This is a genomic window from [Clostridium] polysaccharolyticum (assembly GCF_900111595.1).
GTDB classification, from domain to species: Bacteria; Bacillota; Clostridia; order Lachnospirales; family Lachnospiraceae; genus Clostridium_AI; species Clostridium_AI polysaccharolyticum.
Map to the genome: position 1 here is coordinate 199,613 of NZ_FOHN01000004.1, position 26,317 is coordinate 225,929.

General features: G+C 37.2%; 27 protein-coding genes. 23 read left to right on the forward strand and 4 right to left on the reverse strand.

Features of this window, described 5'->3' with window-relative positions:
- The first annotated feature begins 72 nt into the window (after positions 1-72).
- Together BMY85_RS04130 and BMY85_RS04135 are read left to right on the forward strand one after the other, a co-directional pair.
- Positions 73-798, forward strand: coding sequence for an ABC transporter ATP-binding protein (locus BMY85_RS04130; protein WP_092476745.1), 726 nt, complete (start codon positions 73-75; stop codon positions 796-798).
- 1 nt (position 799) lies between these two features.
- Positions 800-1,717, forward strand: coding sequence for a SufB/SufD family protein (locus BMY85_RS04135; protein WP_092476747.1), 918 nt, complete (start codon positions 800-802; stop codon positions 1,715-1,717).
- A 71-nt stretch (positions 1,718-1,788) separates the two neighbouring features.
- Here BMY85_RS04135 and BMY85_RS04140 read toward each other — a convergent pair whose 3' ends face one another.
- Positions 1,789-3,330, reverse strand: coding sequence for a putative polysaccharide biosynthesis protein (locus tag BMY85_RS04140; protein ID WP_177180623.1), 1,542 nt, complete (start codon positions 3,328-3,330; stop codon positions 1,789-1,791).
- 312 nt (positions 3,331-3,642) lie between these two features.
- Here BMY85_RS04140 and BMY85_RS04145 point away from each other — a divergent pair, with 312 nt between their 5' ends.
- The 7 genes from BMY85_RS04145 (at position 3,643) to BMY85_RS04175 (ending at position 11,573) form a co-directional block, all read left to right on the forward strand.
- Positions 3,643-4,113, forward strand: coding sequence for an RrF2 family transcriptional regulator (locus BMY85_RS04145; RefSeq protein ID WP_092476751.1), 471 nt, complete (start codon positions 3,643-3,645; stop codon positions 4,111-4,113).
- 91 nt (positions 4,114-4,204) lie between these two features.
- Entirely contained in the window at positions 4,205-5,389 is a 1,185-nt protein-coding gene (gene nifS, locus BMY85_RS04150) for a cysteine desulfurase NifS (RefSeq protein ID WP_092476753.1), read from the forward strand.
- A gap of 20 nt (positions 5,390-5,409) precedes the next feature.
- Complete coding sequence (nifU, locus tag BMY85_RS04155; protein ID WP_092476755.1) at positions 5,410-5,847, forward strand: Fe-S cluster assembly scaffold protein NifU; 438 nt, start codon at positions 5,410-5,412, stop codon at positions 5,845-5,847.
- Positions 5,847-6,932 (forward strand): tRNA 2-thiouridine(34) synthase MnmA, encoded by a 1,086-nt coding sequence (gene mnmA, locus BMY85_RS04160; protein WP_092476757.1) that lies wholly within the window; start codon positions 5,847-5,849, stop codon positions 6,930-6,932. Before nifU ends, mnmA begins: the two co-directional genes overlap by 1 nt.
- Positions 6,933-7,149: 217 nt before the next feature.
- On the forward strand, positions 7,150-8,097 hold the full coding sequence (locus BMY85_RS04165; protein ID WP_092476759.1) for a glycoside hydrolase family 113: 948 nt from the start codon (positions 7,150-7,152) through the stop codon (positions 8,095-8,097).
- Positions 8,098-8,594: 497 nt separating this feature from the next.
- Positions 8,595-9,917, forward strand: a complete 1,323-nt coding sequence (locus tag BMY85_RS04170) for a condensation domain-containing protein (protein WP_092476761.1) — start codon at positions 8,595-8,597, stop codon at positions 9,915-9,917.
- Between the two features lie 195 nt (positions 9,918-10,112).
- Complete coding sequence (locus BMY85_RS04175; RefSeq protein ID WP_177180624.1) at positions 10,113-11,573, forward strand: methyl-accepting chemotaxis protein; 1,461 nt, start codon at positions 10,113-10,115, stop codon at positions 11,571-11,573.
- A 146-nt stretch (positions 11,574-11,719) separates the two neighbouring features.
- Here BMY85_RS04175 and BMY85_RS04180 read toward each other — a convergent pair whose 3' ends face one another.
- Both BMY85_RS04180 and BMY85_RS04185 read right to left on the reverse strand, forming a co-directional pair.
- A complete protein-coding gene (locus BMY85_RS04180; RefSeq protein WP_242939665.1) occupies positions 11,720-12,526 on the reverse strand; it encodes a histidinol-phosphatase HisJ family protein in 807 nt (268 codons plus the stop codon).
- Between the two features lie 18 nt (positions 12,527-12,544).
- The gene (locus tag BMY85_RS04185; protein ID WP_092476765.1) at positions 12,545-14,302 is read right to left on the reverse strand and encodes an Rqc2 family fibronectin-binding protein; all 1,758 of its coding nucleotides are present in this window, start codon (positions 14,300-14,302) and stop codon (positions 12,545-12,547) included.
- 239 nt (positions 14,303-14,541) lie between these two features.
- On the opposite strand from BMY85_RS04185, the gene BMY85_RS04190 reads away from it, so the two are divergent.
- From BMY85_RS04190 to BMY85_RS04210, 5 genes are all read left to right on the forward strand, one after another.
- Complete coding sequence (locus BMY85_RS04190; protein ID WP_092476768.1) at positions 14,542-15,042, forward strand: YqeG family HAD IIIA-type phosphatase; 501 nt, start codon at positions 14,542-14,544, stop codon at positions 15,040-15,042.
- A gap of 4 nt (positions 15,043-15,046) precedes the next feature.
- Positions 15,047-15,595, forward strand: coding sequence for a shikimate kinase (locus BMY85_RS04195; RefSeq protein ID WP_092476770.1), 549 nt, complete (start codon positions 15,047-15,049; stop codon positions 15,593-15,595).
- An 11-nt stretch (positions 15,596-15,606) separates the two neighbouring features.
- Positions 15,607-16,671, forward strand: coding sequence for a M24 family metallopeptidase (locus BMY85_RS04200; RefSeq protein ID WP_242939666.1), 1,065 nt, complete (start codon positions 15,607-15,609; stop codon positions 16,669-16,671).
- Positions 16,672-16,828: 157 nt separating this feature from the next.
- Positions 16,829-17,386: an elongation factor P gene (efp, locus tag BMY85_RS04205; protein ID WP_092476772.1), complete on the forward strand. Its 558-nt coding sequence runs from the start codon at positions 16,829-16,831 to the stop codon at positions 17,384-17,386.
- Between the two features lie 205 nt (positions 17,387-17,591).
- Positions 17,592-19,277 carry an AMP-binding protein gene (locus BMY85_RS04210; protein ID WP_092476774.1) on the forward strand — a complete coding sequence of 562 codons (1,686 nt, stop codon included), beginning with the start codon at positions 17,592-17,594 and terminating at the stop codon, positions 19,275-19,277.
- A gap of 84 nt (positions 19,278-19,361) precedes the next feature.
- Here BMY85_RS04210 and aroE read toward each other — a convergent pair whose 3' ends face one another.
- Entirely contained in the window at positions 19,362-20,231 is an 870-nt protein-coding gene (gene aroE, locus BMY85_RS04215) for a shikimate dehydrogenase (RefSeq protein WP_092476776.1), read from the reverse strand.
- 135 nt (positions 20,232-20,366) lie between these two features.
- Between aroE and spoIIIAA the strand changes: the two genes are divergently transcribed.
- The 9 genes from spoIIIAA (at position 20,367) to BMY85_RS04260 (ending at position 26,250) form a co-directional block, all read left to right on the forward strand.
- Positions 20,367-21,350 carry a stage III sporulation protein AA gene (spoIIIAA, locus tag BMY85_RS04220; RefSeq protein ID WP_092476778.1) on the forward strand — a complete coding sequence of 328 codons (984 nt, stop codon included), beginning with the start codon at positions 20,367-20,369 and terminating at the stop codon, positions 21,348-21,350.
- Positions 21,341-21,862 (forward strand): stage III sporulation protein AB, encoded by a 522-nt coding sequence (locus BMY85_RS04225; RefSeq protein WP_092476780.1) that lies wholly within the window; start codon positions 21,341-21,343, stop codon positions 21,860-21,862. The genes spoIIIAA and BMY85_RS04225 overlap by 10 nt, the downstream gene beginning before the upstream one ends.
- A gap of 41 nt (positions 21,863-21,903) precedes the next feature.
- A complete protein-coding gene (spoIIIAC, locus tag BMY85_RS04230) occupies positions 21,904-22,098 on the forward strand; it encodes a stage III sporulation protein AC (RefSeq protein WP_092476832.1) in 195 nt (64 codons plus the stop codon).
- 11 nt (positions 22,099-22,109) lie between these two features.
- A complete protein-coding gene (locus BMY85_RS04235; protein WP_242939667.1) occupies positions 22,110-22,490 on the forward strand; it encodes a stage III sporulation AC/AD family protein in 381 nt (126 codons plus the stop codon).
- A 28-nt stretch (positions 22,491-22,518) separates the two neighbouring features.
- Positions 22,519-23,694, forward strand: a complete 1,176-nt coding sequence (locus BMY85_RS04240) for a stage III sporulation protein AE (protein WP_092476784.1) — start codon at positions 22,519-22,521, stop codon at positions 23,692-23,694.
- Between the two features lie 13 nt (positions 23,695-23,707).
- Positions 23,708-24,343, forward strand: coding sequence for a stage III sporulation protein AF (locus BMY85_RS04245; RefSeq protein ID WP_092476786.1), 636 nt, complete (start codon positions 23,708-23,710; stop codon positions 24,341-24,343).
- Positions 24,330-24,932: a hypothetical protein gene (locus tag BMY85_RS04250; RefSeq protein ID WP_092476788.1), complete on the forward strand. Its 603-nt coding sequence runs from the start codon at positions 24,330-24,332 to the stop codon at positions 24,930-24,932. The genes BMY85_RS04245 and BMY85_RS04250 overlap by 14 nt, the downstream gene beginning before the upstream one ends.
- A gap of 39 nt (positions 24,933-24,971) precedes the next feature.
- Positions 24,972-25,760, forward strand: a complete 789-nt coding sequence (locus BMY85_RS04255; RefSeq protein ID WP_092476790.1) for a SpoIIIAH-like family protein — start codon at positions 24,972-24,974, stop codon at positions 25,758-25,760.
- Positions 25,761-25,863: 103 nt separating this feature from the next.
- Positions 25,864-26,250 (forward strand): Asp23/Gls24 family envelope stress response protein, encoded by a 387-nt coding sequence (locus tag BMY85_RS04260; RefSeq protein WP_092476834.1) that lies wholly within the window; start codon positions 25,864-25,866, stop codon positions 26,248-26,250.
- Positions 26,251-26,317 lie beyond the last annotated feature (67 nt).

Genomic DNA, 26,317 nt, shown 5'->3' on the forward strand with positions numbered 1-26,317 from the left:
GATGGATTGTCTTGCAATTTATAAGGAATATGACTATACTAATGAAAGAATATGCAGAACGGAGGATACGGGATGTTAGAATTAAGAGATATTTGCTTTGAAATAGAAGAAAATGGAAGAAAGAAAACCATTTTGAAAAACATTAATTTGAAGTTAAAAGATCGGTTTGTTGCCATTACAGGACCAAACGGAGGGGGGAAATCTACTTTAGCAAAAGTAATTGCAGGCATTATTAAGCCTTCGAGTGGACAGATTATCTGGGATGGTACAGACATTACCAATATGAGTATTACGGAAAGAGCGAATCTGGGAATTAGTTTTGCCTTCCAGCAGCCAGTGCGATTTAAAGGTATCACGGTACACGATTTGATTTCAATTGCAGCAGGGGGCAGCATGAGCATTGACGATGCCTGCAGATATCTTTCAGAAGTAGGCCTCTGTGCAAAAGAATATATAAAAAGAGAAGTAAATGGAAGCTTATCAGGTGGTGAGCTGAAACGGATAGAAATTGCGACTATTTTAGCACGCAGTACAAAACTATCTGTATTCGATGAACCAGAGGCTGGAATTGATCTTTGGAGCTTTAACAATTTAATAGAGGTATTTGAGAAACTTTATGAGAAAATACAGGGTTCTATTCTGATTATTTCCCATCAGGAACGTATTTTGAATATCGCAGATCAGATTGTAGTATTGGCAGATGGAGAAGTGTCCAAAACAGGAAGCCGTGATGAAATTCTCCCTCAGATGCTAGAGGCTGCAAAGCCATGCTGTAATCGAAAGAAAGGAGCTTGCTAAGATGGACGGAATACAAAAAGAATTATTAGAACAGGTAGCGGGGCTTCATGAAATCCCAAGAGGAGCATATAATATCCGTGCCAATGGAAAAGGAATTGCCAGAAGTACAACAGCTAATATTGATATTATTCCAAAAGAGGATAAGCCGGGAATTGATATCCGTATCAAAGCCAATACGAAAAATGAAGCAGTACATATTCCAGTGCTTCTAACAGAAAGCGGAATCAATGATGCGGTTTACAATGATTTCTTTATTGGGGAAAATGCTGATGTCACCATTATTGCAGGATGTGGAATCCACAATGGAGGAGATGCAAAATCCCAGCATGACGGCGTACACCGTTTCTTTGTAGGAAAGAATGCCAAAGTCCGTTATGTGGAAAAGCATTATGGAAGTGGAGACGGAAAGGGAGGCAGAATCATGAATCCGACTACCATTGTCAATGTAGACGAAGGTGGCTATGTGGAAATGGAACTTGCCCAGATTAAAGGAATTGATTCTACAGATCGTAATACGGAAAGTACTTTGCAAAAAGGTGCTACATTAATTGTGAAAGAAAAATTAATGACCCATGGTACACAGTATGCTAAGACAAACTTTCTGGTAAATCTGGATGGAGAAGATTCCAGTGCCAATGTAGTTTCCAGATCGGTTGCAAAAGAGCAGTCAAAGCAGCTTTTTATTTCTAAAATTGTAGGAAATAACAAATGTGCAGGCCATACAGAATGTGATGCCATTATTATGGATGATGCCAGTGTCAGCGCAGTACCGGAATTAACAGCCAATTGCGTAGATGCCAGTCTGATTCATGAAGCAGCGATTGGAAAGATAGCAGGAGAACAGCTTATGAAGCTTATGACACTGGGCTTGACAGAAAGTGAAGCGGAAAGCAAGATTGTAGAAGGATTTTTGAAATAAGGATTAGAAAAACGGATAAAAAGGGAAGCCTTAAAGCTTTTGTGTAAGCTTTAAGGCTTCCCTTTTGCAGTTTACTTAAAATCTTCCATGGTAATACTCTTTGAGATAAATAGAAATGGAATGTATAAACCTAAGGTTATTAGGCAGAAGAAAATGAGAGTAACCATGTTTGGAAACAATGCAAGATTTAATATATAGATATATGTTTTCTGCAACAAAGTACCTGACAGCAGCATAATCAGTGCAGGTTTTACAAGCCAGTTAATTGCGTCCAGTTCAATATGTACGGCATTGCGAAGGGATAGATAATTCAAGAACGCAATGGCTAATTCACTTACAAGTAATCCAACTAAATACCCATAGATACCTTTGTCTGGTACCATATAAAAAACAAACAGGATCCGGATGCCTAATCCAGTAACTGTATTGATAAAAGTTAAATGAGTCTTTCCAAGACCATTTATAATGCTTCCAAGAGTGGTGGCAATGTACATAAACGGGCAAAGCCAGCCAAGAATAACGAGAAATCGTCCAGCTAAGGCATTATGAAAGAAAAACTCTCCTAAGGATTGGCCAAATAGAATAAAAATGCCAGTGCTGAAAATGCCAATAATCATACAATACTTAATACAGGTCTGTGTGGTCTGGTTAATGGTCCGCTGGTCTTTTTCTGAACTAGCCTCTGATATGGCTGGCAGTAAAAGTACAGCGAGGGAGTTGGTGACGGTGGAAGGAAATAATATAAATGGAATTGACATGCCAGTCAGAATTCCATAAATGCTGAGAGCTTCTGAACCAGTTAATCCATATTTTCTTAACATGGCAGGAATTAAAATTGCCTCTAGGCTATTTAATAAGCTCACTACTAGATGATTACTAGTAAGTGGAATCATATACGTGGTCAAAGGCGCGATTACAGGAGTTTTTTTGCAGTGTTTCTTTGTGGGAAATGGTTTCTTCATAACAGACAGAGAAACTATATTAAAAAGCATGGAACCTGCTTCTCCAAAAATAATCCCCATAACAGCTAGTTCGCAAGTAATACCAGCAGAACCATTTCCGAAGGCAGCAGCCATATAGTATACTGCAGCTACACGAATAATCTGTTCCAATAACTGTGTGGAAGCAGGAATTCCTGGACGTTTCAAGCCATAGCAGTATCCATTAATAGAACTGGATATACTGCAAAAAGGAAATGCAAAAGCTAAAATCTTTACGCTGGCAGTACAAGATGCTTCTTTTAATACTTTAGCAGCAAGAAATTCTGCATTGGTATAGACTAATATTGCAAGAATGGAGGCAATAGCAAAGGAGAGAGACATTCCTATACATAAAATACGGTTTAAGTTGTATCTTGAACGGAATTCTGGATTTTGGACTAGCTGCTGTTTTCCATTTTCATCTGCAGTTAATTTGGAGATGGCTGTTTGGATTCCACTGGCAAATAAGGTAAAACAAATACCGTATATAGGAAAAATAAGCTGGTATAAGCCTAGTTTTTCAGCACCTAATGTATTGGACAAGTAAATTTTATAAAAAAAACCGATTAGTCGAGTAATAAGCCCTGCGAAAGTTAAAATTAATGTCCCCTTTATGATTGTATATTTTTTCATGCAAAGTTCCATTCTTACCAATTTGTTTAAGTATATTCGAGAAAAAAATAAAAAATGCCATGATAGAAAGGAAAAGAATATTGTATTTCCTGTTTTCTCATAAAATTATACTATCTGGCAAATAGCAATACCATTGGCCAGAAAAATTATTTTATAGAACAGCTTGACAAACTATTAAGATAATGGTAACATTTATCTGAATTAATTCTTAGTAAAATAATCAGAATTAAATTAATTGGAATTAAATTAATTGGCATTAATTTAATGGGAATTTGATTCTATGGAGAAATAAAACAGATAAGGGCTGATGGAATGAAAATATCAACAAAAGGCAGATATGGTTTAAGAGCTGTACTGGATTTAGCCATGAATAGCGAAACGGAAGCGGTTTCATTAAGCAGTATCGCGGAACGTCAGCATATATCCGTAAGTTACTTGGAACAGCTTGTGTCAAAACTTCGTAAAGCTGGCATTGTCAACAGCATTCGAGGAGCACAGGGGGGCTACGTATTAGCAAAGCCAGCCAATGAGATATCAGTCGGAGACATTCTTAGAGCATTGGAAGGAGATTTGCATCCAGTGGACTGTGCGGAGGTATCTGGAGGAGAAAGTGTCTGTGAAGGAGCAGGACTTTGTGTATCCAAGTTTGTATGGAAAAGAATTAGTGACAGTATCAGCCAGGCAGTCGATACGTTAATGCTATCAGATTTGGCTGAAGAAGGAAAAGCCCTGCTTTCTAAGCAGGCAGAAGAAGGCACAAAAGATAAACCTTATTGCCATTAAATCTTATTATTGAAATAAGGTGGAACATGTTTAAAAAAGTGTAATAAATTGTAATATAAAACTATTTTGTGAGAGAAGAGAGGTTATCCATATGGGAAAGATGATTTATTTAGACAATGCAGCAACAACTCCTGCAAAACCTGAGGTAGTAGAAGCTATGCTTCCTTATTTTACGGAAAACTTTGGTAACCCATCAAGCGTATATGAATTTGCTGCTAAGAATAAAGCGGCTGTTACTCATGCAAGAGAAACAATCGCACAGGCACTAGGAACCAATACAGCAGATGTTTATTTTACAGCAGGCGGTTCTGAAGCGGATAACTGGGCAATTAAAGCTACAGCAGAAGCATACAGGGAAAAAGGAAATCATATTATCACAAGCAAAATCGAGCATCATGCAGTACTTCATACTTGTGAGTATCTTGAAAAACGTGGTTATGAAGTAACGTATCTTGATGTTGATGAAAATGGCTGTGTAAAATTAGAGGAATTAAAGAAAGCGATTCGTCCAACAACTATTTTAATCACAATTATGTTTGCAAATAATGAAATCGGAACGATTCAGCCCATTGCAGAAATCGGAAAAATTGCAAAGGAACATGGAATCCTGTTTCACACGGATGCTGTTCAGGCGTTTGGGCAATTAGCGATTAACGTAGAAGAATTAAATATTGATATGTTAAGTGCAAGTGGTCATAAATTAAATGGACCAAAAGGAATCGGATTTTTATATATAAGGAAAGGCTTAAAACTTCGTTCTTTCGTTCATGGAGGTGCACAGGAACGTCATAGACGTGCTGGTACTGAAAATGTCCCAGGTATTGTGGGATTTGGAAAAGCAGTAGAACTTGCTATGGCATCTTTAGAAGAACGCCAGAAAAAAGAAACGGAAACAAGAAATTATTTAATTGAGCGAGTTTTAAAAGAAGTGCCTTACACACGTTTAAATGGAGACAGAACAAACCGTCTTCCAAATAACGCAAACTTCAGTTTCCAGTTTATCGAAGGAGAATCCTTGTTAATTATGCTTGATATGGAAGGAATTTGCGGTTCATCAGGGTCTGCCTGTACATCAGGGTCTTTAGATCCATCCCATGTATTGTTAGCTATTGGATTGCCGCATGAAATCGCACATGGTTCTCTTCGTTTGACATTAAGTGAAACCAATACCATTGAAGAAATGGATTATGTAGTAGAAAAAATCAAAGAAATCGTTAATAAATTACGCTCAATGTCTCCTTTATATGAAGACTTTATAAAAAAACAAGAGCAATAAACCTTTAGGAGGAATTACACATGTATTCAGAAAAAGTTATGGATCATTTCCAGAATCCAAGAAATGTAGGAGAAATCGAAAATGCTAGTGGTGTTGGTACAGTTGGCAACGCAAAATGTGGCGATATTATGAGAATGTATATAGATGTTGATGATAACGGAGTTATTACCGAATGCAAATTTAAAACATTTGGCTGTGGTGCTGCTGTGGCAACAAGCAGTATGGCGACAGAATTAGTAAAGGGCAAAACCATCCAAGAAGCACTGCAGATTACAAACAAAGCAGTTATGGAGGCACTTGACGGACTGCCACCAGTTAAGGTACACTGTTCTTTGCTGGCAGAAGAAGCCATTCATGCAGCATTGTGGGATTATGCGGAAAAACACAATATTGTTATTGAAGGTTTGGAAAAACCAGTAAATGATATTAGTGAACATGAGGAAGAAGAGGAATATTAATGCAAAAAGTTGTAATTGGAATGTCTGGTGGCGTTGATTCATCCGTTGCTGCATTTCTTTTAAAAGAAAAAGGGTATGATGTAATGGGCGTTACCATGCAGATATGGCAAGATGAAGCATCCTATGTACAGGAAGAAAATGGGGGATGCTGTGGATTATCAGCAGTAGACGATGCAAGAAAAGTAGCAGACCAGTTAGGGATCCCATATTACGTCATGAATTTTAAAGATTCATTTAAAGATCATGTAATTGACTATTTTATTAAGGAGTATCTGGAGGGAAAAACCCCGAATCCATGTATTGCCTGTAACCGTTACGTGAAATGGGAATCTTTGCTGAAACGTTCTCTGGACATTGGTGCTGATTATATAGCAACTGGCCATTATGCAAGGATAATTCAATTGGAAAATGGTCGCTACGCACTGAAAAAATCAGCTACAGCTGCAAAAGATCAGACTTATGCGTTATATAATCTGACACAGCACCAGCTGGCACATACCTTAATGCCAGTTGGTGAATATACAAAAGATCAGATTCGTGAAATTGCAAAAGGAATTAATCTTAGAATTGCCAATAAGCCAGACAGTCAGGAAATCTGTTTTATTCCAGATAATAATTATGCAGGTTTTATTGAGCAGACAGTAGGAAAAGTGCCGGATGCAGGCAGCTTTGTGGATATGGATGGAAATATAATTGGTAAACATAAGGGAATTATTCATTACACTGTAGGCCAGAGAAAAGGCTTGAACCTTTCTTTAGGAAAGCCGGCATTTGTGGTGGAAATCAGGCCAGAAACCAACGAAGTTGTGATTGGCGATAATCAGGATGTATTTCATGACACCCTTTATGCAAATCATTTAAACTTTATGTCTATTGAAGATTTAGATGGAAAAATGAGAGTAACAGGAAAAATCCGCTATAGCCATCAAGGGCAGCCCTGTATGATTGAAAAAGTGGCAGATGATATTGTCAAAGTTGTATTTGACCAGCCTGTTCGTGCTATTACGCCAGGACAGGCAGTTGTATTCTATGAGGAAGATATTGTTGTTGGTGGGGGAACAATTATAGGCAGGGAATTAAGATAAGTTATATTTTTTCTATAATTTTTAAAATTTTGCGAAAGTAATAATGCACAAAACAATATGGTGATTTTTTTGCTTTTATTGGTCAAGTAGCATAAAACAACAAAATAAATTACATTATTTGCATTTTCATTGAAAAGGTAGAGCTTATGTCCTATACTAAATGTATAAGAATTAGCTCTACTTTTTGGTATATCTTTCTTGTAAAGGGGAGATTTATATGAATAATATAAAGGCCATCAACTATACAGGTTTTAATTATCAGTGTATAGGAGAGGAACAGACAAAAGAAAATTTGCGAATTATGAAAAAATTGACTGCATGCAATACGGTTATTATAGTTTTAGGAGCGTTACAGGAAGATAGTAAAAGTGTATATATTGATTATCAACATGCAATTATGCCAAAAGATTCTGATTTGATTGATTTTATTCGATATGCTAGAAAATTAGAGTTAAAAGTATTTTTGAAACCAGTAATAGATTGCCAGGATGGTTCCAGCCGGACCGGCATACAGTTTTTTAAAGCTAGTACGGCACAGGAGAATTTGTGGAACCAGTGGTATGAAAGCTACCAGAAGTTTATTTTGCATTATGCCAAGATTGCAGAAAAAACCAGATGTGAAATGTTTTATATTGGATCTTGCTTGACAAAATTAATGGACAGGCCAGATGCATGGAATGACTTGATTAAGCAGGTTCGATCTTGTTATCAAGGCAAGGTTACTTACGAGGCAGAAGCATATCAGGAACAGAAAGTACCTTTTTGGAAAGAATTAGATGCTATTGCCACGAATGGAAGTTTTGCAAAACAGGATTTTCAAAAAGAATTAGAACGGATAGAAAAACTAGCCTTGTCTTGCAAGAAACCGCTTTACTTGACAGAATGTGGATGTATGTCAACAATAGGTGCGAGTGCAGATCCAGGCAGGTGGCAGCTGGAGGGAAAAATATCTCTTCAGGAACAAGTGGAATATTTGGAAGAGGTATTTATACAATGTAACAGAAAAAGCTGTGTGAAAGGAATTGGCATATGGTGCTGGAATAATAGAAGACAATCCCGTAATACAGCGGTTAAGGATAAGAGATATTATATATATGGCAAGCCGGTTTGTGAGTTTATCTTTGACGAGTGGAGTTCGGAATCGGAGATAAAGCAAGCAATCTGAGAAGATATATTTTAAGGTGGCTGGGGTGTTCCTGACAAGAATGCTCCAGCTTTCTTGTTTGATAAGAAAGTCCTCTGCGAGTCCTTCCCTATCAAATAAAAAGTGCCCTGAAAAAGAAGGGCACAGGATGCACACAGATGGGTAAGGAAGATAGTCGCTAAAAGACAGCGACAGCTAAAAGACAGCGACAGCTAAAAGACAGCGACACCCATCTGGTGCGGCAAAGCCTGAGTTCCTTCGAGTACATTCCAGTCGCGAGAGTCTGAGGAACTCAGACTTTGTTCTTTTATGGGAATTATGCTGTATTTCTTTATAGTATGTCATATGAACCAGGAAAAAGTATATAATTTCCATATAAGCGTATTTTTTTGTATATAAGAAGTAAATAGTTGTACGATTTATGAAATAATGATATAATAAATGGAAAAATATAAGTCTATAAGAAACTTAATGTATTTTTTTGAGAAGAGTATGTATTTTATTAAGGAGGAATAATATTGATTACAAAGATTAAAGCTGACAGACATTATTTATTTGATCCTGCAGCACATATAGTGATGAGGGTAGAGCTGTCAGGAAAACCGGATATTTTCAGGATTAAAAGGGCAATAGTAGGGGCAGTAGCAAAGCATGATATCCTGAACTGTACCATAAAAATGGATACAAAAGGAGACTGTTTTTACGTTCCCCGTGAATATGCTTATATACCTAAGATTGAAGTTCATAAAGGAATCTTAAGGACAAATGAGCTGGTTTCCAATGAGTGTAAAAAGGAATTTAAAATTGATAAGGGTGACTTAGTAAGATTTGTTATTGCATATGATGAGGAAAGAGTAGAGTTAAATGTTGTTCAGCACCATCTTGGTGGAGACGGAAAATCTATGCTTATTTTAATTCAGGATATTTTAGATATTCTCAATAGCCCAGAAGAATTAAAGTATTTTGAAGATAACCAGGAAAGATGTGTTAATGTAATTGATGATACTTATGATGAACAATATGTTGAGTTAAATGATTTGATTGAGGCTACTTTAAGATCATTGAATAAAAAATGGAAAGGCGAAAAAAAGATATTTCATTATGACGAAAGGGAAAAAGTATTTCAAAAATTCTGGGAGGAAAGAGAAATTGAAGATCATGTATTAGAACTGGATAAGGAGCAGTTACATAGTCTTTTACGAGTTTGCAAATCCCATAAAGTAACATTGAATAATGTTGTTGCCACTGTCATTAACAAGTCACTGGAAGAGGCATTGAAAATGGGGGTTATTGCAGACGTCAGGGATGATGATAATAAGCAAATGGGCAATTTCGTTGATATATTTATATTGCAGCAGGAATATGACAGGACGAAAGATTTTTGGGAGAATGTTGACGTTATCAACGATTTGGTAAAGGCAAAATTAGAGGATAGGCATAAGCTTCTTATAGGTAATTTAGTTCGTAATAAAGTTGAGAACGGTTTGTTAGATGCGAATCATTTTCAGGACTTTGAAAGCAATGTGGTAGATGCGTACAGTGAATCTTTTTCAGTTGGAAAAGACGGCCTTCCTATTATGCTTACCAATATAGGTGTTGCTCCTATAAAAGCAAAGTATGGAGAATTTAATATAGAGAAAATTATTTTTGTTTCGCCACTGACTATTAGAACGTTTTGCAATATTGCAATTATAACGATTAATGATACTTTTGTTTTGAATATGCTGACATTTAAAGGGGATAAAAGGTTTGAGTACCTGTTTGACAGGATAAAAGAAGAACTGTTAAATGTATTGGCTCAGGATGAAAAAAGCGAAATACAAAAGAATATTCAAAAATAGTATTCTAAATAAATGATTTATTACAATAATTTATGAAATAGTATAAAACGGGAGTGCATTTGGCTTATTTTATGCTACTGCGTTTACAGAAAAGTTATAAATTTATTGATAATGAAACATTAGAATGTTATAATGTGGTATAAAATAGTATATATTATACTATTATGGCGTATTTATGAAGGGGAGAAAAAGAGAATGGAAAATTTAAGAAGTCATATAAAACGTTGTAATAAGTTATTATTTATTGTTGTTATGTTTTTATGCTCATTTTATCTGGTGAATGTTGCAATGTATTACACTATGGGGGGCGATTTCAAGTCAGGACTGTTAGTTGTGACGTTGATCGTTATGGCTTTGGAAAGTGCTGCATATTTGAAACTGAGAGCGTCAAGGGCGGCACTGTACGTTTTGTCAGGTTTGTTTTTTGTGAATTATTGTGCAACACTGGTTATATTTATTGATGCGTGTTATTATACCTATATGTTTGCTGTTATTTTTGTGGCAATGCTGTATTTTGATTTAAAATTTATTATTATTTCAACGGTATTAACGGAAATAGCGACATTTTGCAATATAGCCTATAAGGTTAAAGTGCTGGGAATTTTTCATAAAGTAGAGTTTATATACATGCCTTTGATGATTGGCATTATGTTTGTAGTATATTACATTGGTACAATTCTGCTGAACAGGTTTATGACGGAAAGCCATGACGAATTAGCTGAGGCATCGGAGAAAAGTGAAAATACAGCGAAACAGGTAGTAACTACTGTTACAGAGATTAATCACAAATTTAATAGTATCATGGAGGAACTAAAAGAGATCAATCAGCAGGCGGATAATAATAATACTTCCATGCGGGCTATTGCAGACAGTACGGAAGAAACAGTTGGCGAGATTACACATCAGGCAAATATGACAACAGATATACAGACGGCTATTGTTAAGACTATGGAAAATGTGGAAACGGTACATAAAACAACACTGGAAGTGCTGGAAATAATAAAAAATGGTATTGGTTTGGCTCAGGAATTAACAGTACAGTCAAAAAGTGTTAATGGAAATACAAGCCAGATGACTCAAATCATTCAGGCACTGGTTGGAAGAGTGCGTGATGTATCTGAAATTACAAATGCAATTTTTTCGATTTCAAACCAGACAAACCTGTTAGCTTTAAATGCATCTATTGAGGCTGCCAGGGCAGGAGATGCAGGAAAAGGTTTCGCAGTTGTCGCAGACGAAATACGTAATCTTTCAGATGAGACAAAGACATCAACTCAGCAGATTACAGATATTATTGCAGAATTAAGCCAGGTTACAGATAATACAATGTCAATCTTGCAGGAATCTGTAACAAATATTAATAAGCAGAACCAGAAAATTGTTGAAGTGAATAAAAGCTTTTCAACAAGTGGTGATTTCATGAATGAATTAAAACTTCTTATTGATGGTATTGTAAAAGACATTAATACAATCAGTGAATCCAATAAGACCATTGTAAACAGCATCAATCAGCTTTCTGCAACGACAGAGGAAATTTCCAGCTGTTCACAGGAAAGTTCAACTTCATCAGCACGTATCAGTGACAGAATTGAAGTATTTACGAAGGAAATACAAAAAGTTTCTCAGGATTTGAATCAGCTAGTTCAAAATATCTAAATACCCATGGATAAAATATCTAACTAACTAATCTTATGACATATCTGAATTAGAAAGAATTCTAAAACGAATTACAATAATAAAATACATAAAGTAAAGACATCTATCCAAGTATGATGCAGTTACTGGACAGATGTCTTTTTCTCTTAATCTAATTCTAAAAACACTGGTTTTCTGTTTTCAAAGACGGTATAGTATCGGAATCCGATTTCTTTTAATAATTCTTCAGCTTTTTTAAAATCATAAGCTATATGTGGGGGCTGGTGGCCGTCAGAACCAATGGTGATTATTTCACCACCAAGCTCTTTGTAACGTCTGATAATTTCAGGCCGTGGATGAGGAGTGCCAAGACCGTATTTATAGCCGGAGGTGTTTGCTTCAATTCCTTTGCCTGTCTCGATTGCTGTTTTTAAGATCTCATCTAAAATGTCCCAATAATCTGCTGGAGAAAATGCACTGCCTTTTGAGGGAGAATATCGAATTACATAGTCAAGGTGTCCGCAAGTGTCGAAATTCTGAAACTCTTTTATATTAGCAAGAATTTGCTCAAAATAAGCAGTAACTCCTTCTTTCTCACTGCGGTTTTCCCAAAACTCAGGGTAATAAGGATCCATATTAAAAAGTACATGACAGGAGTTAATTACAAAATCGAAATCATATGCATGTATTAAATCTTCGAATTGTTTGCCGAGACCTGTCTGCATGCCGCACTCGATTCCTTTTAAAATCTGAATCTGCGGATATTTCTGCTGCAAAAGTTTTATCTGGTCCAGATACTTATCTGCATCAAATACAAAACGCATTTCATATTGTTTCGGAAAATCGAAATCCATATGATCTGTAAAACAGATTCGATTCAGTCCAAGAGCGATGGCTTGTTTCACCATATCCTCCATGGGAGATTTTGAATCACTTGAAAAATCAGTATGCACGTGGTAATCTGCTAAAATCATAAAGCCCCTCCATATTATTTAATCAGAAATCTGTGTTAATCCTGTAAGTACTGGTCTTGCCATTAAAGAATAATTGGTGTAGTAAACTACAAAACCAGGTTTGCTGCCGTTTGGCTTTTTCACATGTTTCTTTTCTGTATAATCAATTTCTACTTTATCCATATCTTTCCCTTTGGAATAGTAGGCTGCAAGCTGGCCAGCTTCTTCGTAAACACGATCCGGCAGTTCTTCGCCATTGGTCTTTACTACAACGTGGGAACCGGCAATGCCCTTAGCGTGGAACCACCAGTCATTTCCCTGTGCAAACTTAAAGGTCAGTTCGTCGTTTTGGAAATTGTTTTTGCCAACATAAATATGAAAACCGTCGGAAGAAAGAAAATGGAGAGGCCTGCTGGCTATTTTAGCTGTTTTCTGTTTTTGGCTCTTTCCATTGGTGTATTTACGTTTCATATAACCATATTGAATCAATTCTTCTTTCAAAGAAACCAGATCCTCTTCTGAGAGAGCAATGTCTAAAGCATTGCTTATGGATTCCAGATGTTCGATTTCCTCCTGGGTTTCCTTCATTTGAATGGTAACTGCCTCGAAGGTACGTTTCAGTTTGCTGTAACGGTCAAAATATTTCTTCGCATTTTCCATTGCAGTCATAGTTTCCTCTAAAGGAATGGTGATTTCCTTATCATCATAGAAATTGATACAGGTTAAAGAGTTATCGCCAGATTTTGCTTCATAGCCGTATGTTGTAAGCAATTCGCCATAGACTTTGAATTTGTCCCGCTTTTCTGTATCTTTTAGCTGCTTAGCCTGTAAATCGTATTTCTTACGGTTACGTTCTAAGGCAGTAGATACAATCTTTCGAAGGTCTGTGGACTTCTGGCGGATTCTTGTGACGATATCTTTCATCTGGTAATATTCACGCAGTACTTGTGAAATAGAAGAGAATGTACTGCTTTCTTTTTCTTCATAACAAGTAAGCTTAGTAGAAGAAAATTCGACAGGATTACCATTGTCGTATACGATGTTTGGAGCAAAGTCTCCATGTTCAATGTCTTCAAGAAAATACTTAATATTCTGAAACAGATGAATTCCTTCGCTTTCCCTTACAGATGCCGTTTCCTGTTCTCCATCTAAGCTGGCACGGTGGCATAATTCGTTGGCAATCAAAGGACTGAAACCAGTTAGGGAAGTGTAAATTGCCTTATTCAGTTTCATAGGTTTTGTCAGAACTTCATTTTGGAATACTGGAAGCGTGACTTCAAACGGGTTATGCTTGTGCTGTGTTTCTGGAATAAAGTATTTACGTCCTGGCAAAACTTCACGGACAGAACTGACTAATGCAGAAATGTGTTTAATGCTGTCTATGATTTTCATAGTATCATCTATAAAAATAATATTGCTGTGTTTTCCCATTAATTCGACAATAAGATGCTTCACACAGACATCTCCCAATTCGTTTAAATGTTCAATTGTAATGTCAACAATACGCTCAAGGCTAGGCTGTGTAATGCTAAGGATTTTGGCACTGTTCAAATGCTTTCTTAAAAGCATGCAGAAATTAGGTGCAGTCATAGGACTCGGTTTGTTGTCTTCTGTCAGATAGATAAGGGGAAGGCTTGCACCAGCAGAAATCAAAAGCTTGTACTGTTCACGTCTGTTTTTTATTGTCAATAAGAGTTCGTCTTTCTCTGGCTGGGCTATTTTATTAATACGGCCACCTGTTAAAGTGTCGTTTAATTCTTTTACTACATTTGCGATTACGATACCATCTAATGCCATAATGTCACCTGACTTTCTTTCGTTTTAGTTCTTATTATACATGAATTTTACAAAAATGTGAAATCAAACTTTTGCTTGCTAGTCATGGAAAGGCAAATTTAAGTGCTTTTGTTTTGAAAAGTTTCCAATGCTCTCTCTTTTTTGATTTGTATTTTAAAGAAAAAGTTGATATAATATAAGCTATATGTATGTTGAGGAAGAAGAAGCAGCATGCTAGCTAGATAGTAATTGGAGGTTCCATGTTTAAAAAATTTTATCCAGATAAATGGGTGGATTCTGCTTATGTCATTGACTTTGAAGAATTGTACCAGAGCGGAGTCCGGGGAATTATATTTGATATTGATAACACACTGGTGCCACATGGATTTGATGCAGACAAGCGCTCCATTGAACTGATGGAGAGGTTAAAGAAAACTGGTTTTCAAATCTGCCTCCTTTCTAATAATAAGCAGGAAAGGGTAGAAAGATTTAACAAAGATGTGAATGTACTGTACATTTATGATGCACACAAACCGTCAAGGAAGAATTACCAGAAAGCCATGGAGCTGATGGGCACAGATTTAAAGACAACAGTCTTTATAGGAGATCAGCTTTTTACAGATGTATTTGGTGCAAAAAGGCTTGGGATGCCAAATATTCTTGTAAAACCAATGAATCCCAAAGAAGAAATTCAGATTGTTTTAAAGCGGTATTTAGAAAAAGCAGTGCTGCACTTTTATAAAAGAACCAGTGGGGGATGAGGACATGAAAAAAACAGTTGTTCTTATAGGATTTATGGGATGTGGTAAATCAACAGCAGGAAAAGAACTGGCAAAAGCATTGAAATACCGTTTCCTGGATACAGACAGCTATATTGAAGACCATGCGAAAATGTCAGTTGCAGAGATTTTTGCACAGTACGGAGAACAGTATTTCCGTAATCTGGAAACAGAAACCGTAAAAAAACTGATGGAAATAGCAGAGGAAACCGTTGTTTCGACGGGAGGAGGACTGCCGCTTAGAGAAGAAAATGCTGATATCTTAAAGAAGAACGGCTTTGTCGTATATTTAAGAGTGAAAGGCAGTACAGTGGAAGAACGGTTAAAGGGAGATACTGCAAGACCACTGCTTCAAGGAGACAATGTGTCTGGAAAAATAGCAGATTTATTAGAATACAGAGATCCTATTTATGAATACGGCGCACACATGGTGCTGGATGTGGACGAAAAAACAGTAGAGGAAATTGTGGAGGATATTGCACGTAATTTTAAAATGATGTGTGAGAAGGACCAAGAAAACAATAACAGGGATTAGAGGAAAGGTGTATGGATATAGATAATAAGATTTTAGAAATTATGAGACAATATGCTGTAGAGGGACTGCTTATTTCAGATGGCTGTAATATGAGATACTTAAGTGGATTTACAGGGGCTAATGGTTATTTGTTTTTAACAGAAAACAGGAAAGTAATTTTAACAGATTTTCGTTATACCATACAGGCAGAAAATGAAAGCAGGGAATACGAGGTATTTGAGATTGACAGTTCCTATGAAGAAGCCATTAATCTGCTGATTCAGGAAGAAAATATAGAAACCTTGGCATTTGAAGGACAGAACCTGAGTTATTATGATTATGAAGAGTTAAAAAATAATCTGAATGTAAAACGTCTGGTATCTATGAAAGATGAGGTTTCACAGCTTCGAAGCATAAAAGAGCCTTGGGAACTTGAGAGAATTGCCCAGGCAGAAAAAATAGGTGACTATGCATTTGATAAAATTTTAGGAAAGATAAAACCTGGGATGACAGAACTTGAAGTAGCAGCGTTAATTGAATATTATTTAAAATCAAATGGTGCAGAAAATCTTAGCTTTGATACGATTGTTGCCTCTGGTGTGAATTCTGCTATGCCACATGCTGTTCCAACCAGCAGGAAAATTCAGCAGGGGGATTTTCTGACGATGGATTTTGGCTGTGTATATCAAGGATACTGCTCAGATATGACACGTACAATCGTAGTGGGAAAAGCATCCGTAGAACAGAAAAACATTTACCAGCTGGTTTTGGATGCACAGATGGCAGCATTGGAGTTTATAAAAGCTGGCTATACAGGATGTGAAATAGATAATGTGGCAAGAAAACGCATTTATGAAGCTGGATACGAAGGCTGCTTCGGACATGGACTGGGCCACGGTGTTGGCCTTTATATTCATGAAAATCCAAGGCTTTCTCCAAAAGAACAGAAAATAATACAGTCGAATATGGTAGTTACTGTAGAGCCGGGGATTTATGTAGAAGGTTTTGGCGGGGTCCGTATTGAAGATCTGATCTGTGTAACAGAAGCAGGAGCAGTAAATTATACCAATTCGCCAAAAAATCTGATTGAATTATAGAATCTGTTTGAAAGATAAGATACCTCGTAAAAAAAGGTTGAAAAATCTGTTCGTTTATTATAAACTAAATTAAGAGTGCAAAATAAGAGTAAGTTTTTGCATAGCATGATTCGTTGCAAACAGAGGAATGAGTCAAATATAAGGAGGACTATTTAATATGGTATCAGCAGGCGATTTTAGAAACGGCCTTACGATTGAATATGATAACAACGTTTATCAGATTATTGAATTCCAGCATGTAAAACCAGGTAAAGGTGCTGCTTTCGTTCGTACAAAATTAAAAAACATCAAGAATGGCGGTGTTGTGGAAAAAACTTTCCGTCCAACAGAAAAATGCCCACAGGCTCATATTGAAAAGAAAGATATGCAGTATCTTTACAGCGATGGCGAATTATACAACTTCATGGATGTTGAGACTTTTGACCAGATCGCTTTAAACGAGGATTCTATTGGAGATTCCTTAAAATTTGTAAAAGAAAACGAAATGGTTAAAATGCTTTCCCATAATGGCGAGGTATTTGCTATTGAACCGCCTCTATTTGTAGAGCTGGAAATTACGGATACAGAACCAGGTTTCAAAGGAGATACCGCAACAGGTGCTACAAAACCTGCTACTGTTGAAACAGGTGCTTCCGTATTGGTTCCTTTATTTGTTGAAACAGGTGATAGAATCAGTATTGATACTCGTACAGGCGAATACCTTAAGAGAGTTTAATTTTGATTCAGGCATAATCAGAAAGAACAGTGGCGCAAATCATAAGAATTAAGATATCTTGTGGTTTGCGCCATTTTTTGAACTGTATATTGATATTATGAACTATTATATATAGTTTTGGAAACCTTGACATTTAGTGGTTAAAAAGTTATACTACAATGGAAATCAGATTTGAATGAACAATGGAAGATGAAGGTGGAATTGAATGATTAAACCGTTAAGTAGCGATGCGATAATACATAAATATGTAGTTACGCAAGAGAACAGCAATGGTGAATTAAAAAAGATTACATTTCAAAATGACAAAGATTTTAATTTTGCTTATGACATAATGGATGAGCTGGCAAAAAAATGTCCAGACAAGCTTGCTTTATTACATATTTCTAACACGAAAAAAGAACGGAGGTTTACGTTTAAAGAAATAGCTGCCTATTCATCTAAAACGGCGAATTATTTTAAAAGCCTCGGGATACGAAAAGGTGATAAAGTCATGCTTGTTCTGAAGCGTCATTACCAGTTCTGGTTTTGCATGCTTGCACTGCATAAGATAGGTGCAGTTGCAATCCCGGCATCCAGCCTCTTGGTAGAACAGGATTATGAATACCGTTTCCAGGCAGCTGATGTACATTATGTAGTGGCATCTGACAGTGGAAAAATAGCGGAATATATTGAAAAAGCAGACCGGACAGTAGGTATGTTAAAAGAAAAGATAATTGTTGGAGCTTCTAGAGAGGGCTGGCGTAATTTCAATGAAGAAATGGAACAGTTTTCGGATAAGTTTGAAAGACCGGTTTCCCAAGAAGAAAAAATGTCTGGAGAGGATATCGCCCTTATGATATTTACGTCCGGGACAAGCATTCATGCTAAACTGGCGGCACATAATTTCCGCTATCCGCTAGGGCATTTTGTAACAGCAAGATACTGGAACCAGGTGGATCCGGATGGCCTGCATTTAACGATTTCTGATACAGGCTGGGCAAAAGCCATGTGGGGAAAAATATATGGACAATGGCTTTGTGAAGCAGGGATTTTCGTGTATGATTTTGATGCTTTTAGTGCAAAGGATATTCTGCATATGGTGGAGAAATATAAAATCACTACATTTTGTGCACCGCCGACCATGTATCGGGTGCTGATTCGTATGAATCTGAAAGATTATGATTTATCTTCATTACAGCATGTAACTACGGCTGGAGAAGCATTGAATGCAGAAGTATTTTATAAATTTTATGAGGCAACAGGGCATATGATTTATGAAGGCTATGGCCAGACGGAAACTACGATGGTTTTAGGTGCCATTCAGGGAATGGAACCCAAACCGGGCGCTATGGGAAAACCTAACCCATTGTATGATGTTGCTGTCATGGATAAAGAGGGAAATCTTTGTCCAGTTGGGGAAGCGGGAGAAATTGTGATTCGTACTGCGGATGGTGCTCCAAACGGTTTGTTTACTGGTTATTATAATGAGGAAGAAAAAACGGCACAGCAGTGGCATGATGGCTATTATCATACAGGAGATCAGGCGAGATGGGACGAAGACGGTTATTTGTGGTACGAGGGCAGGATTGATGACTTAATCAAAGCCTCAGGATATCGTGTAGGACCATTTGAAATTGAAAGTGAATTAATGAAACTTCCTTATGTATTAGAATGTGCAGTTACCTCCGTTCCGGATAAAACAAGAGGCCAGGCGATTAAAGCCTCCATTGTTTTGACAAAAGGAGTACTTGCAACAGAACTGCTTAAGAAAGAAATCTTTGGATACATAAATGAAAATCTGGCTAGTTATAAAAGACCTAGAATCGTAGAATTCGTAAAGGATTTGCCTAAAACGACTAGTGGAAAAATCAAACGGGTGGAAATCCGCCGGCAGGACTGGATGGCTAATTAGGAAGGAAAAAAAAATAAGGCGTTGGCTTTTGGTTACAGAAAGCCAGCGCCTTTTGAAATCTAAATAAATAGTAACCTGTCTGTTTTATTCTGAAAAGTATCGTTTCTTAATGTGATCTACGGGCATTGGATGTCCTGTCCATAATTCAAATGCAGCAGCCCCCTGATATAAAAGCATGTATAAACCGTTAAAGGTCTGGGAACCTCGTTCTTTTGCCAGTCTCATAAGTTTCGTTTCTCTAGGATTGTAAATTAAATCTGATACAATCAGATCATTACGGAAGACATCAAGATTCTTTATTAGGCATCCGTCCTCATTAGGGTGCATTCCCACACTAGTTCCATTGGTTAAGATGGCACTTTCCTGGATGCTGTCAGAAAGCTGTTTTTCATCTTCTAAGTCATAAAGAGATACGTGGCAGCCAGTTTCCTGGTTTAAACGGTCAATGAGTTTCTGGGCTTTGTTAAAATTCTCTCCACGTCTATTAAACACATCAATTTCCTTTACGCCATCAAGTGCTGCCTGGACTAAAACAGAAGAAGAAGCACCACCTGCACCCAGCAAGGTCATTTTTTTGCCGATAATAGAATGTCCGGCATCTTCAACAGCCTTCATGTAACCAATACCATCTGTAGTGTGTCCTGTTAAAATGCCATTGTCATTTACCACTGTATTTACGGAATGGCTTAATTTGGCAGCAGGGGACAGATGATCTACATACTCACAGACAAGGTTTTTATGAGGCATCGTCAGATTGCAGCCTCTTGCCTGCATGTGTTTTAAGGTTTCTATTGTAGTTTTTAAATGGTCTAAGGAAATGTCAAAGGCTAAATACACATAATCCAGCCCAAGCATGCGAAAACTTTCGTTGTGCATCTGTGGGGAAATGCTGTGGGATACAGGACTTCCAAGCAGAGCAGTAAGTACGGTGTGACCAGTAATTTCTTTTTTCATAAGGATTCTCCAATCAGGTATTTGTTATGTATCTGTATTTTCTTTTTACCATCATATTATAGAAAGAATATAATTTCAAGTTATATTATTCTGAATATTACATATATTTTAGAAAGGTTAAGAAGGGAGACGAGCATGGAAAAGAAAGATGAGATTCTAAAAGTATTATCACTGAATTTAAGAAAAATCATGGATGAAAGCAATATAGATTTTTCCTATTTACAGGAAATACGGTTACGTGTCAATAAACCTTTGATTGTAATATACAAAAACAAAGAATATTTTATCAGCAAGCAGCAAGGATTTGGCTCTACTAGGGAAGAAGCCTATATTGTGAGTCAGAATGAATTAAGAGAAACGATGGAGTACATAAGCAATTATTCCTTATATGCTTTTGAAGATGAAATCAGGCAAGGATTTATTACCATACAAGGGGGACATAGAGTTGGGGTAGCAGGGAAAGCTATAACAGACGGTGATAGAGTGAAAAATCTAAAACATATTTCTTTTGTAAACATTCGCTTGTCGCATCAGGTAAAAGGATGTGCTACTCCGATTCTTCCTTACATTATAGAAGATGGAAAGGTATGCCATACCTTGATCATTTCACCTCCTGGAGGAGGAAAGACAACACTTCTTCGTGATGCAATCCGTCAGTTATCGAATGGAAATTCAAAGATACCTGGACTGGCAATTGGTGTGGTAGATGAGCGTTCTGAGATTGGAGCCTGTTATATGGGAGTGCCACAAAATGATTTAGGAATGCGTACAGATATTCTTGACTGCTGTCCAAAAGCAGTTGGCATGATGATGCTAATACGATCCATGTCACCAGAAGTAATTGCAGTAGACGAAATAGGGGTTAAGGAAGATATGCAGGCCTTAGAATATGTCATAAACTGTGGCTGTAAAATGCTTGCAACAGTTCATGGAAATTCTGTTGATGATATTTTAGCAAAACCATTAATAGGCAGGTTGGTGAAAGAAAAAATATTTGAACGGTTTGTGGTTTTAAATGCGAAAAAAAGCATTGGGTTTATTGAGTCTGTTTGTGACAGCCGTGGAACAGTATTGTTCCGGGGGGCAAACAGCTTAGAAAGGAGAACAGAATGCTGTTAAAAATATTGGGAGCAATTCTTACGATAGTATCATGCTCTGCATTAGGGTTTTATTTTAGCAATGAAATGAATGTAAGGGTAAAACAGCTTCGAGAACTGAAAAAATACGTTACTATATTGCGAGGAGATATCCGTTATGGAGGAACGCCTCTTCCAGAAGCGATCAGTAATCTGGCAAGCAGAAGCCCTGGGGCTTTTCATGCTTTTTTGCACCATGTATCCGAGCAGCTTTATCAAAGCAAAGGCGGGACATTTTCAGAAATATGGGGGAAAAGCGTCTGGAGTGATTTAAAGGATACCAGTCTAACAGGAAATGATAAAGAGGGCCTTATAAGGTTTGGGGATACTTTAGGATATATGGACAGGGAAATGCAGGTTAATACCATTGATTTGTACTTGAATCAGCTTCAGGAGGAGATTAATGACCAGGCAAGTGTTGCAAAAGAAAGAACAAAACTGTATAACGTATTAGGAATTATGGCGGGAATCTTTATTACCATCGTGATGATCTGAAATGAAAGAGAGAAAATGAGAAAGAAAGGTTTGAACCATTTATGTCAATCACAATTATTTTCAAAATAGCAGCAGTTGGAATATTAGTATCGGTGCTTTGCCAGCTTCTAAAGCAATATGGAAGAGATGAGCAGGCATCCCTTGCAGGCCTGGCAGGATTACTGCTTGTACTATGGTGGATTGTGCCTTATATTGCACAGCTTTTCCGGACCATAGAAAATTTATTTCAAATATAGCAGGTGATACAATGGTTAAAATAGCACTGCTTGGGCTTATTGCGGCAATAGCTGCAGTACAGTTTAAGGGGAGAAGGCCAGAATATGGCCTATACATAAGCATAAGTGCCTGTTTGATCATATTTGCGATGGGAGTAACCAAAATAAAGAGCATAATGGCGATCGTGGATAAATTAGAAGGATATATTTCAATAAGCCCAACTTTTATCGCCATTCTGCTGAAAATGATTGGAATTACTTATATAGCAGAATTTTCTGCCTCCCTATGTAAAGATGCAGGTCATGATGCACTTTCTAATCAAATATCAATTGTAGGAAAACTAACGATTTTATCCATGAGCATGCCAATTATCTTATCGCTTCTGGATACCATTAGTGATTTTCTGGCATAATCATCTGCTTAATCTGCAAGGAGAAGTTATGAGAAGAAAACTGCGTATACTTATTTATAGCTGCTTCTTTTTCTGGATTATTCTAGGACAAGGAGAGAGGATTGCCGCAACGGCAAAAGACATGCCGGAAAGTCCTGATATTGTTTTGGAGTTTCAGGACAGTCTGGATTATGGTGAGATCCAGAAAGCAATCGATGACATTCAGATAGGGAATCTGGATGGGACAGACTTTAATTTCAAAGATTATGTGCAAGGTTTTATAAAAGGAGAAAAGCATTTTAATGTAAAAACGATTCTTGAAGATACAGGCAATGTTTTTCTGGGACAGTTAAGAAAAGAAAGAGGCTCAATTGTACAATTAGTAGGGATTGCCATCGTTGCAGCGATATTCACCAGTTTTACCAATGTATTTAAAGACAGCCAGATTGCGGAAACAGGTTTTTATGTAACTTATCTATTGCTGTTTACGCTGCTGACTGCTACATTTTATAAAATATCTGCAATCGCAGGAACTGCCCTTGATAATCTGAAAGACTTTATGATGTCCCTGCTTCCTACATATGCCATGGGAATTGCTTTTGCAACAGGCAGCAAAACATCTATGTTTTTTTACGAAACCACACTGGGAGTCATTACAATCGTAGATTTTCTGCTGATTCATATTATTCTGCCAATGATAAATGTTTATTTTGTATTGCTGTTAGCCAATAACATTACCAAGCAGGATATGTTATCGAAAATGTCGGAGTTTCTTGAAAAGATCATATCCTGGGCATTGAAAACTGTTCTGGCAGCGGTAATTGGAATTAGTGTGATACAGAATCTGATTATTCCTGTTACCGATCAAGTAAAAAAATCTGTTCTGTTAAAGACTGCACAGGCACTTCCAGGCGTAGGCAATACCATGCGTGTGGCGACGGAAAGCATTTTACAGGCAAGTCTGTTAATAAAAAATGCAATAGGGGCTGCGGGACTGATTGTAATAATCGTCATCTGTCTAGTACCAGTTATTAAGCTGGCAATATATCAGCTCATTTATTCTTTTGGTGCTGCTATTGTACAGCCTATCTCAGATAAGCGTATTCTAAACTGTATCAATGCGGCTGCCAAAAGTGCTAAGCTTTTAATGTCTGTAGTGATGGTGGCAGCAGTATTGTTTTTGTTTACCATAGTCATTGTGACTTCAACGTCCAGTCTGACATAAAGGGGGGAGATATATGGGAGTATTAAAAGAATTAGTACGCAATGTGCTTGCTTATTATCTGGTTTTATCTGTTCTTATGTCTATGCTCGGAAAAAGCAGCTATAAAAAATATATAGAAATGTTTAGTGGCCTAGTAATGATCCTGATTGTATTAAATCCGCTGATAAAACTGTCTGGAGCTCAGGCACAGCTGGATTTAAATTTACAGAAAAACCAGTTATATGAGGTTAGCCAGGCAGAATCAGAGGATATTATGGCAGCAGAACTTAAACAAAGTGATGCAGTGCTTAGACAGTATCAGGATACCATTGCCGCTCAGGTCTGTTCCGTAATGGAAAACTATGATTATAATGCAACAGAGGTAAAAGTAACCATTGATGATTCCATAGAGAGCGATTCCTTTGGACAGGTTCAAAATATTGAAGTTCTGTGCAAAAAGGGGGCAGAAGAAGAATCAGCGCAAGCAAGTGCTATTGAGAAAGTAGAGATTCCAGAAATTAAGATAGGAACAAAAGAAAATATAGAAAAAAAGGTTACGGATACATTGGAAACAAAAGAAGCAATAGTGGATATTGCCAATATGTATGGAATGGATGCTTCTAAGATTAAAATTCAAGTAGAGGAGGATGTGGAAAATGAAAGAAGATAAAGGTTTCAAGAAACCATTTTCCATTAAAGAAATAGGATTGCCAAAGATTATTACGGCAATCACAGCTGGAATTGCCCTGATTCTGTTATCGGCTCCGGGACTGCTTCATATTGGAGACAGTTCTGGAAAACAGCATGGAATAAAATCCAATACGATTGGAGATGTTTCGGTTTCCAATGTAGATTCTGCAGATGCATTTACTAAGAATATGGAGAGAAGACTGGAAAATACTCTACGGAAAGTAAAAGGGATCGGGGAGGTACAAGTTATGATTACGCTGAAATCTTCAAAAGAACAAGTTGCCTTAAAAGACAATACCAGCCAGCAGACATCCAATTCGCAGACAGATGCGAAAGGGGGTACACGAACGGAGTCTGATACCAGTAAATCAGAAGAAACGGTAATGTCCCAGTCTGGCCAGGGAGAAACTTCGCCCTATGTAATCAAGGAATTAGAGCCAGAAGTAGAGGGGGTATTAGTGATTGCAAGAGGAGGTGATAATGCGAAAATAATTAATGAAATAAACGGTGCGGTACAGGTATTATTTCATGTACCAGCACATAAAATTAAAGTGATGAAGATGATATAAGTGCTGTCCGACAGGATAAAGCACAAGAATGGAGGTATTGTGAAAAAGATATTAAAAAACAATCAAGTAATCATCACAGCACTGGTTCTCATGATAATGGTAGCTGGCTACTTAAAATTATCTCAGGGCAACAGCAAAAACTTTTTAAGTTTACACAAAGATGCACAGACAGTGGCAGACCAGTCGACAGGCGTGAATGACGATGGGCAGGTACTTGATAACCAGCTGTATTTAGACATGGATGGAGCCAAAGACGCTGCTAGTACCAAGGTAACCGCAGATCCATTAGTAACAAGTGATCCTGCTTCGAAAAGCACCATGACCGATGATGCTGTAAAAGATGAATTTGCAGATATTTCTGCAGAGGATATTGCCAATGATTCTGCTTCGAAAGCTGATGCAGCAGTAGATGTAGCAAAAGAAGATGGCACAGCAGGCGATGCAGTTTTAGTAAGCAATACCATTCATGCTGATTTTTTTAGTTCTGCTAAAATAACAAGAGAGCAGACAAGAGCGAAAAATAAAGAAACATTAATGGATGTAGTAAATAACGCTAACGTGACAGAGTCCCAGAAACAGTCTGCAATCAGCAGTATTATCAAAATGACAGACTTAGCAGAAAAAGAAAGTGCTGCTGAAATCCTGTTAGAAGCAAAAGGATTTAAAGATGTTGTAATCAGCTGTGTAGATGATGGTGCAGATGTTTTAATCAATGCAGAGAATCTGACGGAGCAGCAGATGGCTCAGATTGAAGATATTGTAAAGAGAAAAACTGGTATTTGTGCAGATAAAATTGTGATTACACCAGTGGGAGTTGTGGAAAAATAGGATACATAATTTTTTATTTGCAAAAAACGGATCTTTTGTTATAATGATTCAAGAGGATTCTTCTGAATGAAGTAAAAGATACTTTTAGGAGGTAGTCAAATTGGTGAAAGAACCAGATAATCAAGGAAACTATAAGAAACTTAATGATGGCAGCATTGGCTCTGTTCATATTGCCGATGAAGTGGTTGCTATTATCGCAGGACTGGCTGCTACAGAAGCAGAAGGGGTAGAAGCAATGGCTGGCAATATTACCAATGAGCTTGTCAGCAAACTTGGAATGAAGAATTTATCCAAGGGAGTTAAAGTAGAAGTTACAGCACAAAACGTTGCAGTAGATATGGCTTTGACAATGAAATATGGCTATAGTATTCCTGAAACATCCAGAACCGTACAGGAAAAGGTAAAGGCTGCAATCGAGAATATGACAGGACTAAATGTTACAGAAGTAAATGTTAGGATTGCAGGAGTAAATATTAATCAAGAATCATAATTTTGATCTTTCTATATTCAGATAAATAGAATATAATAGAAACAACCCTTGAATGTAATGTTTGAGG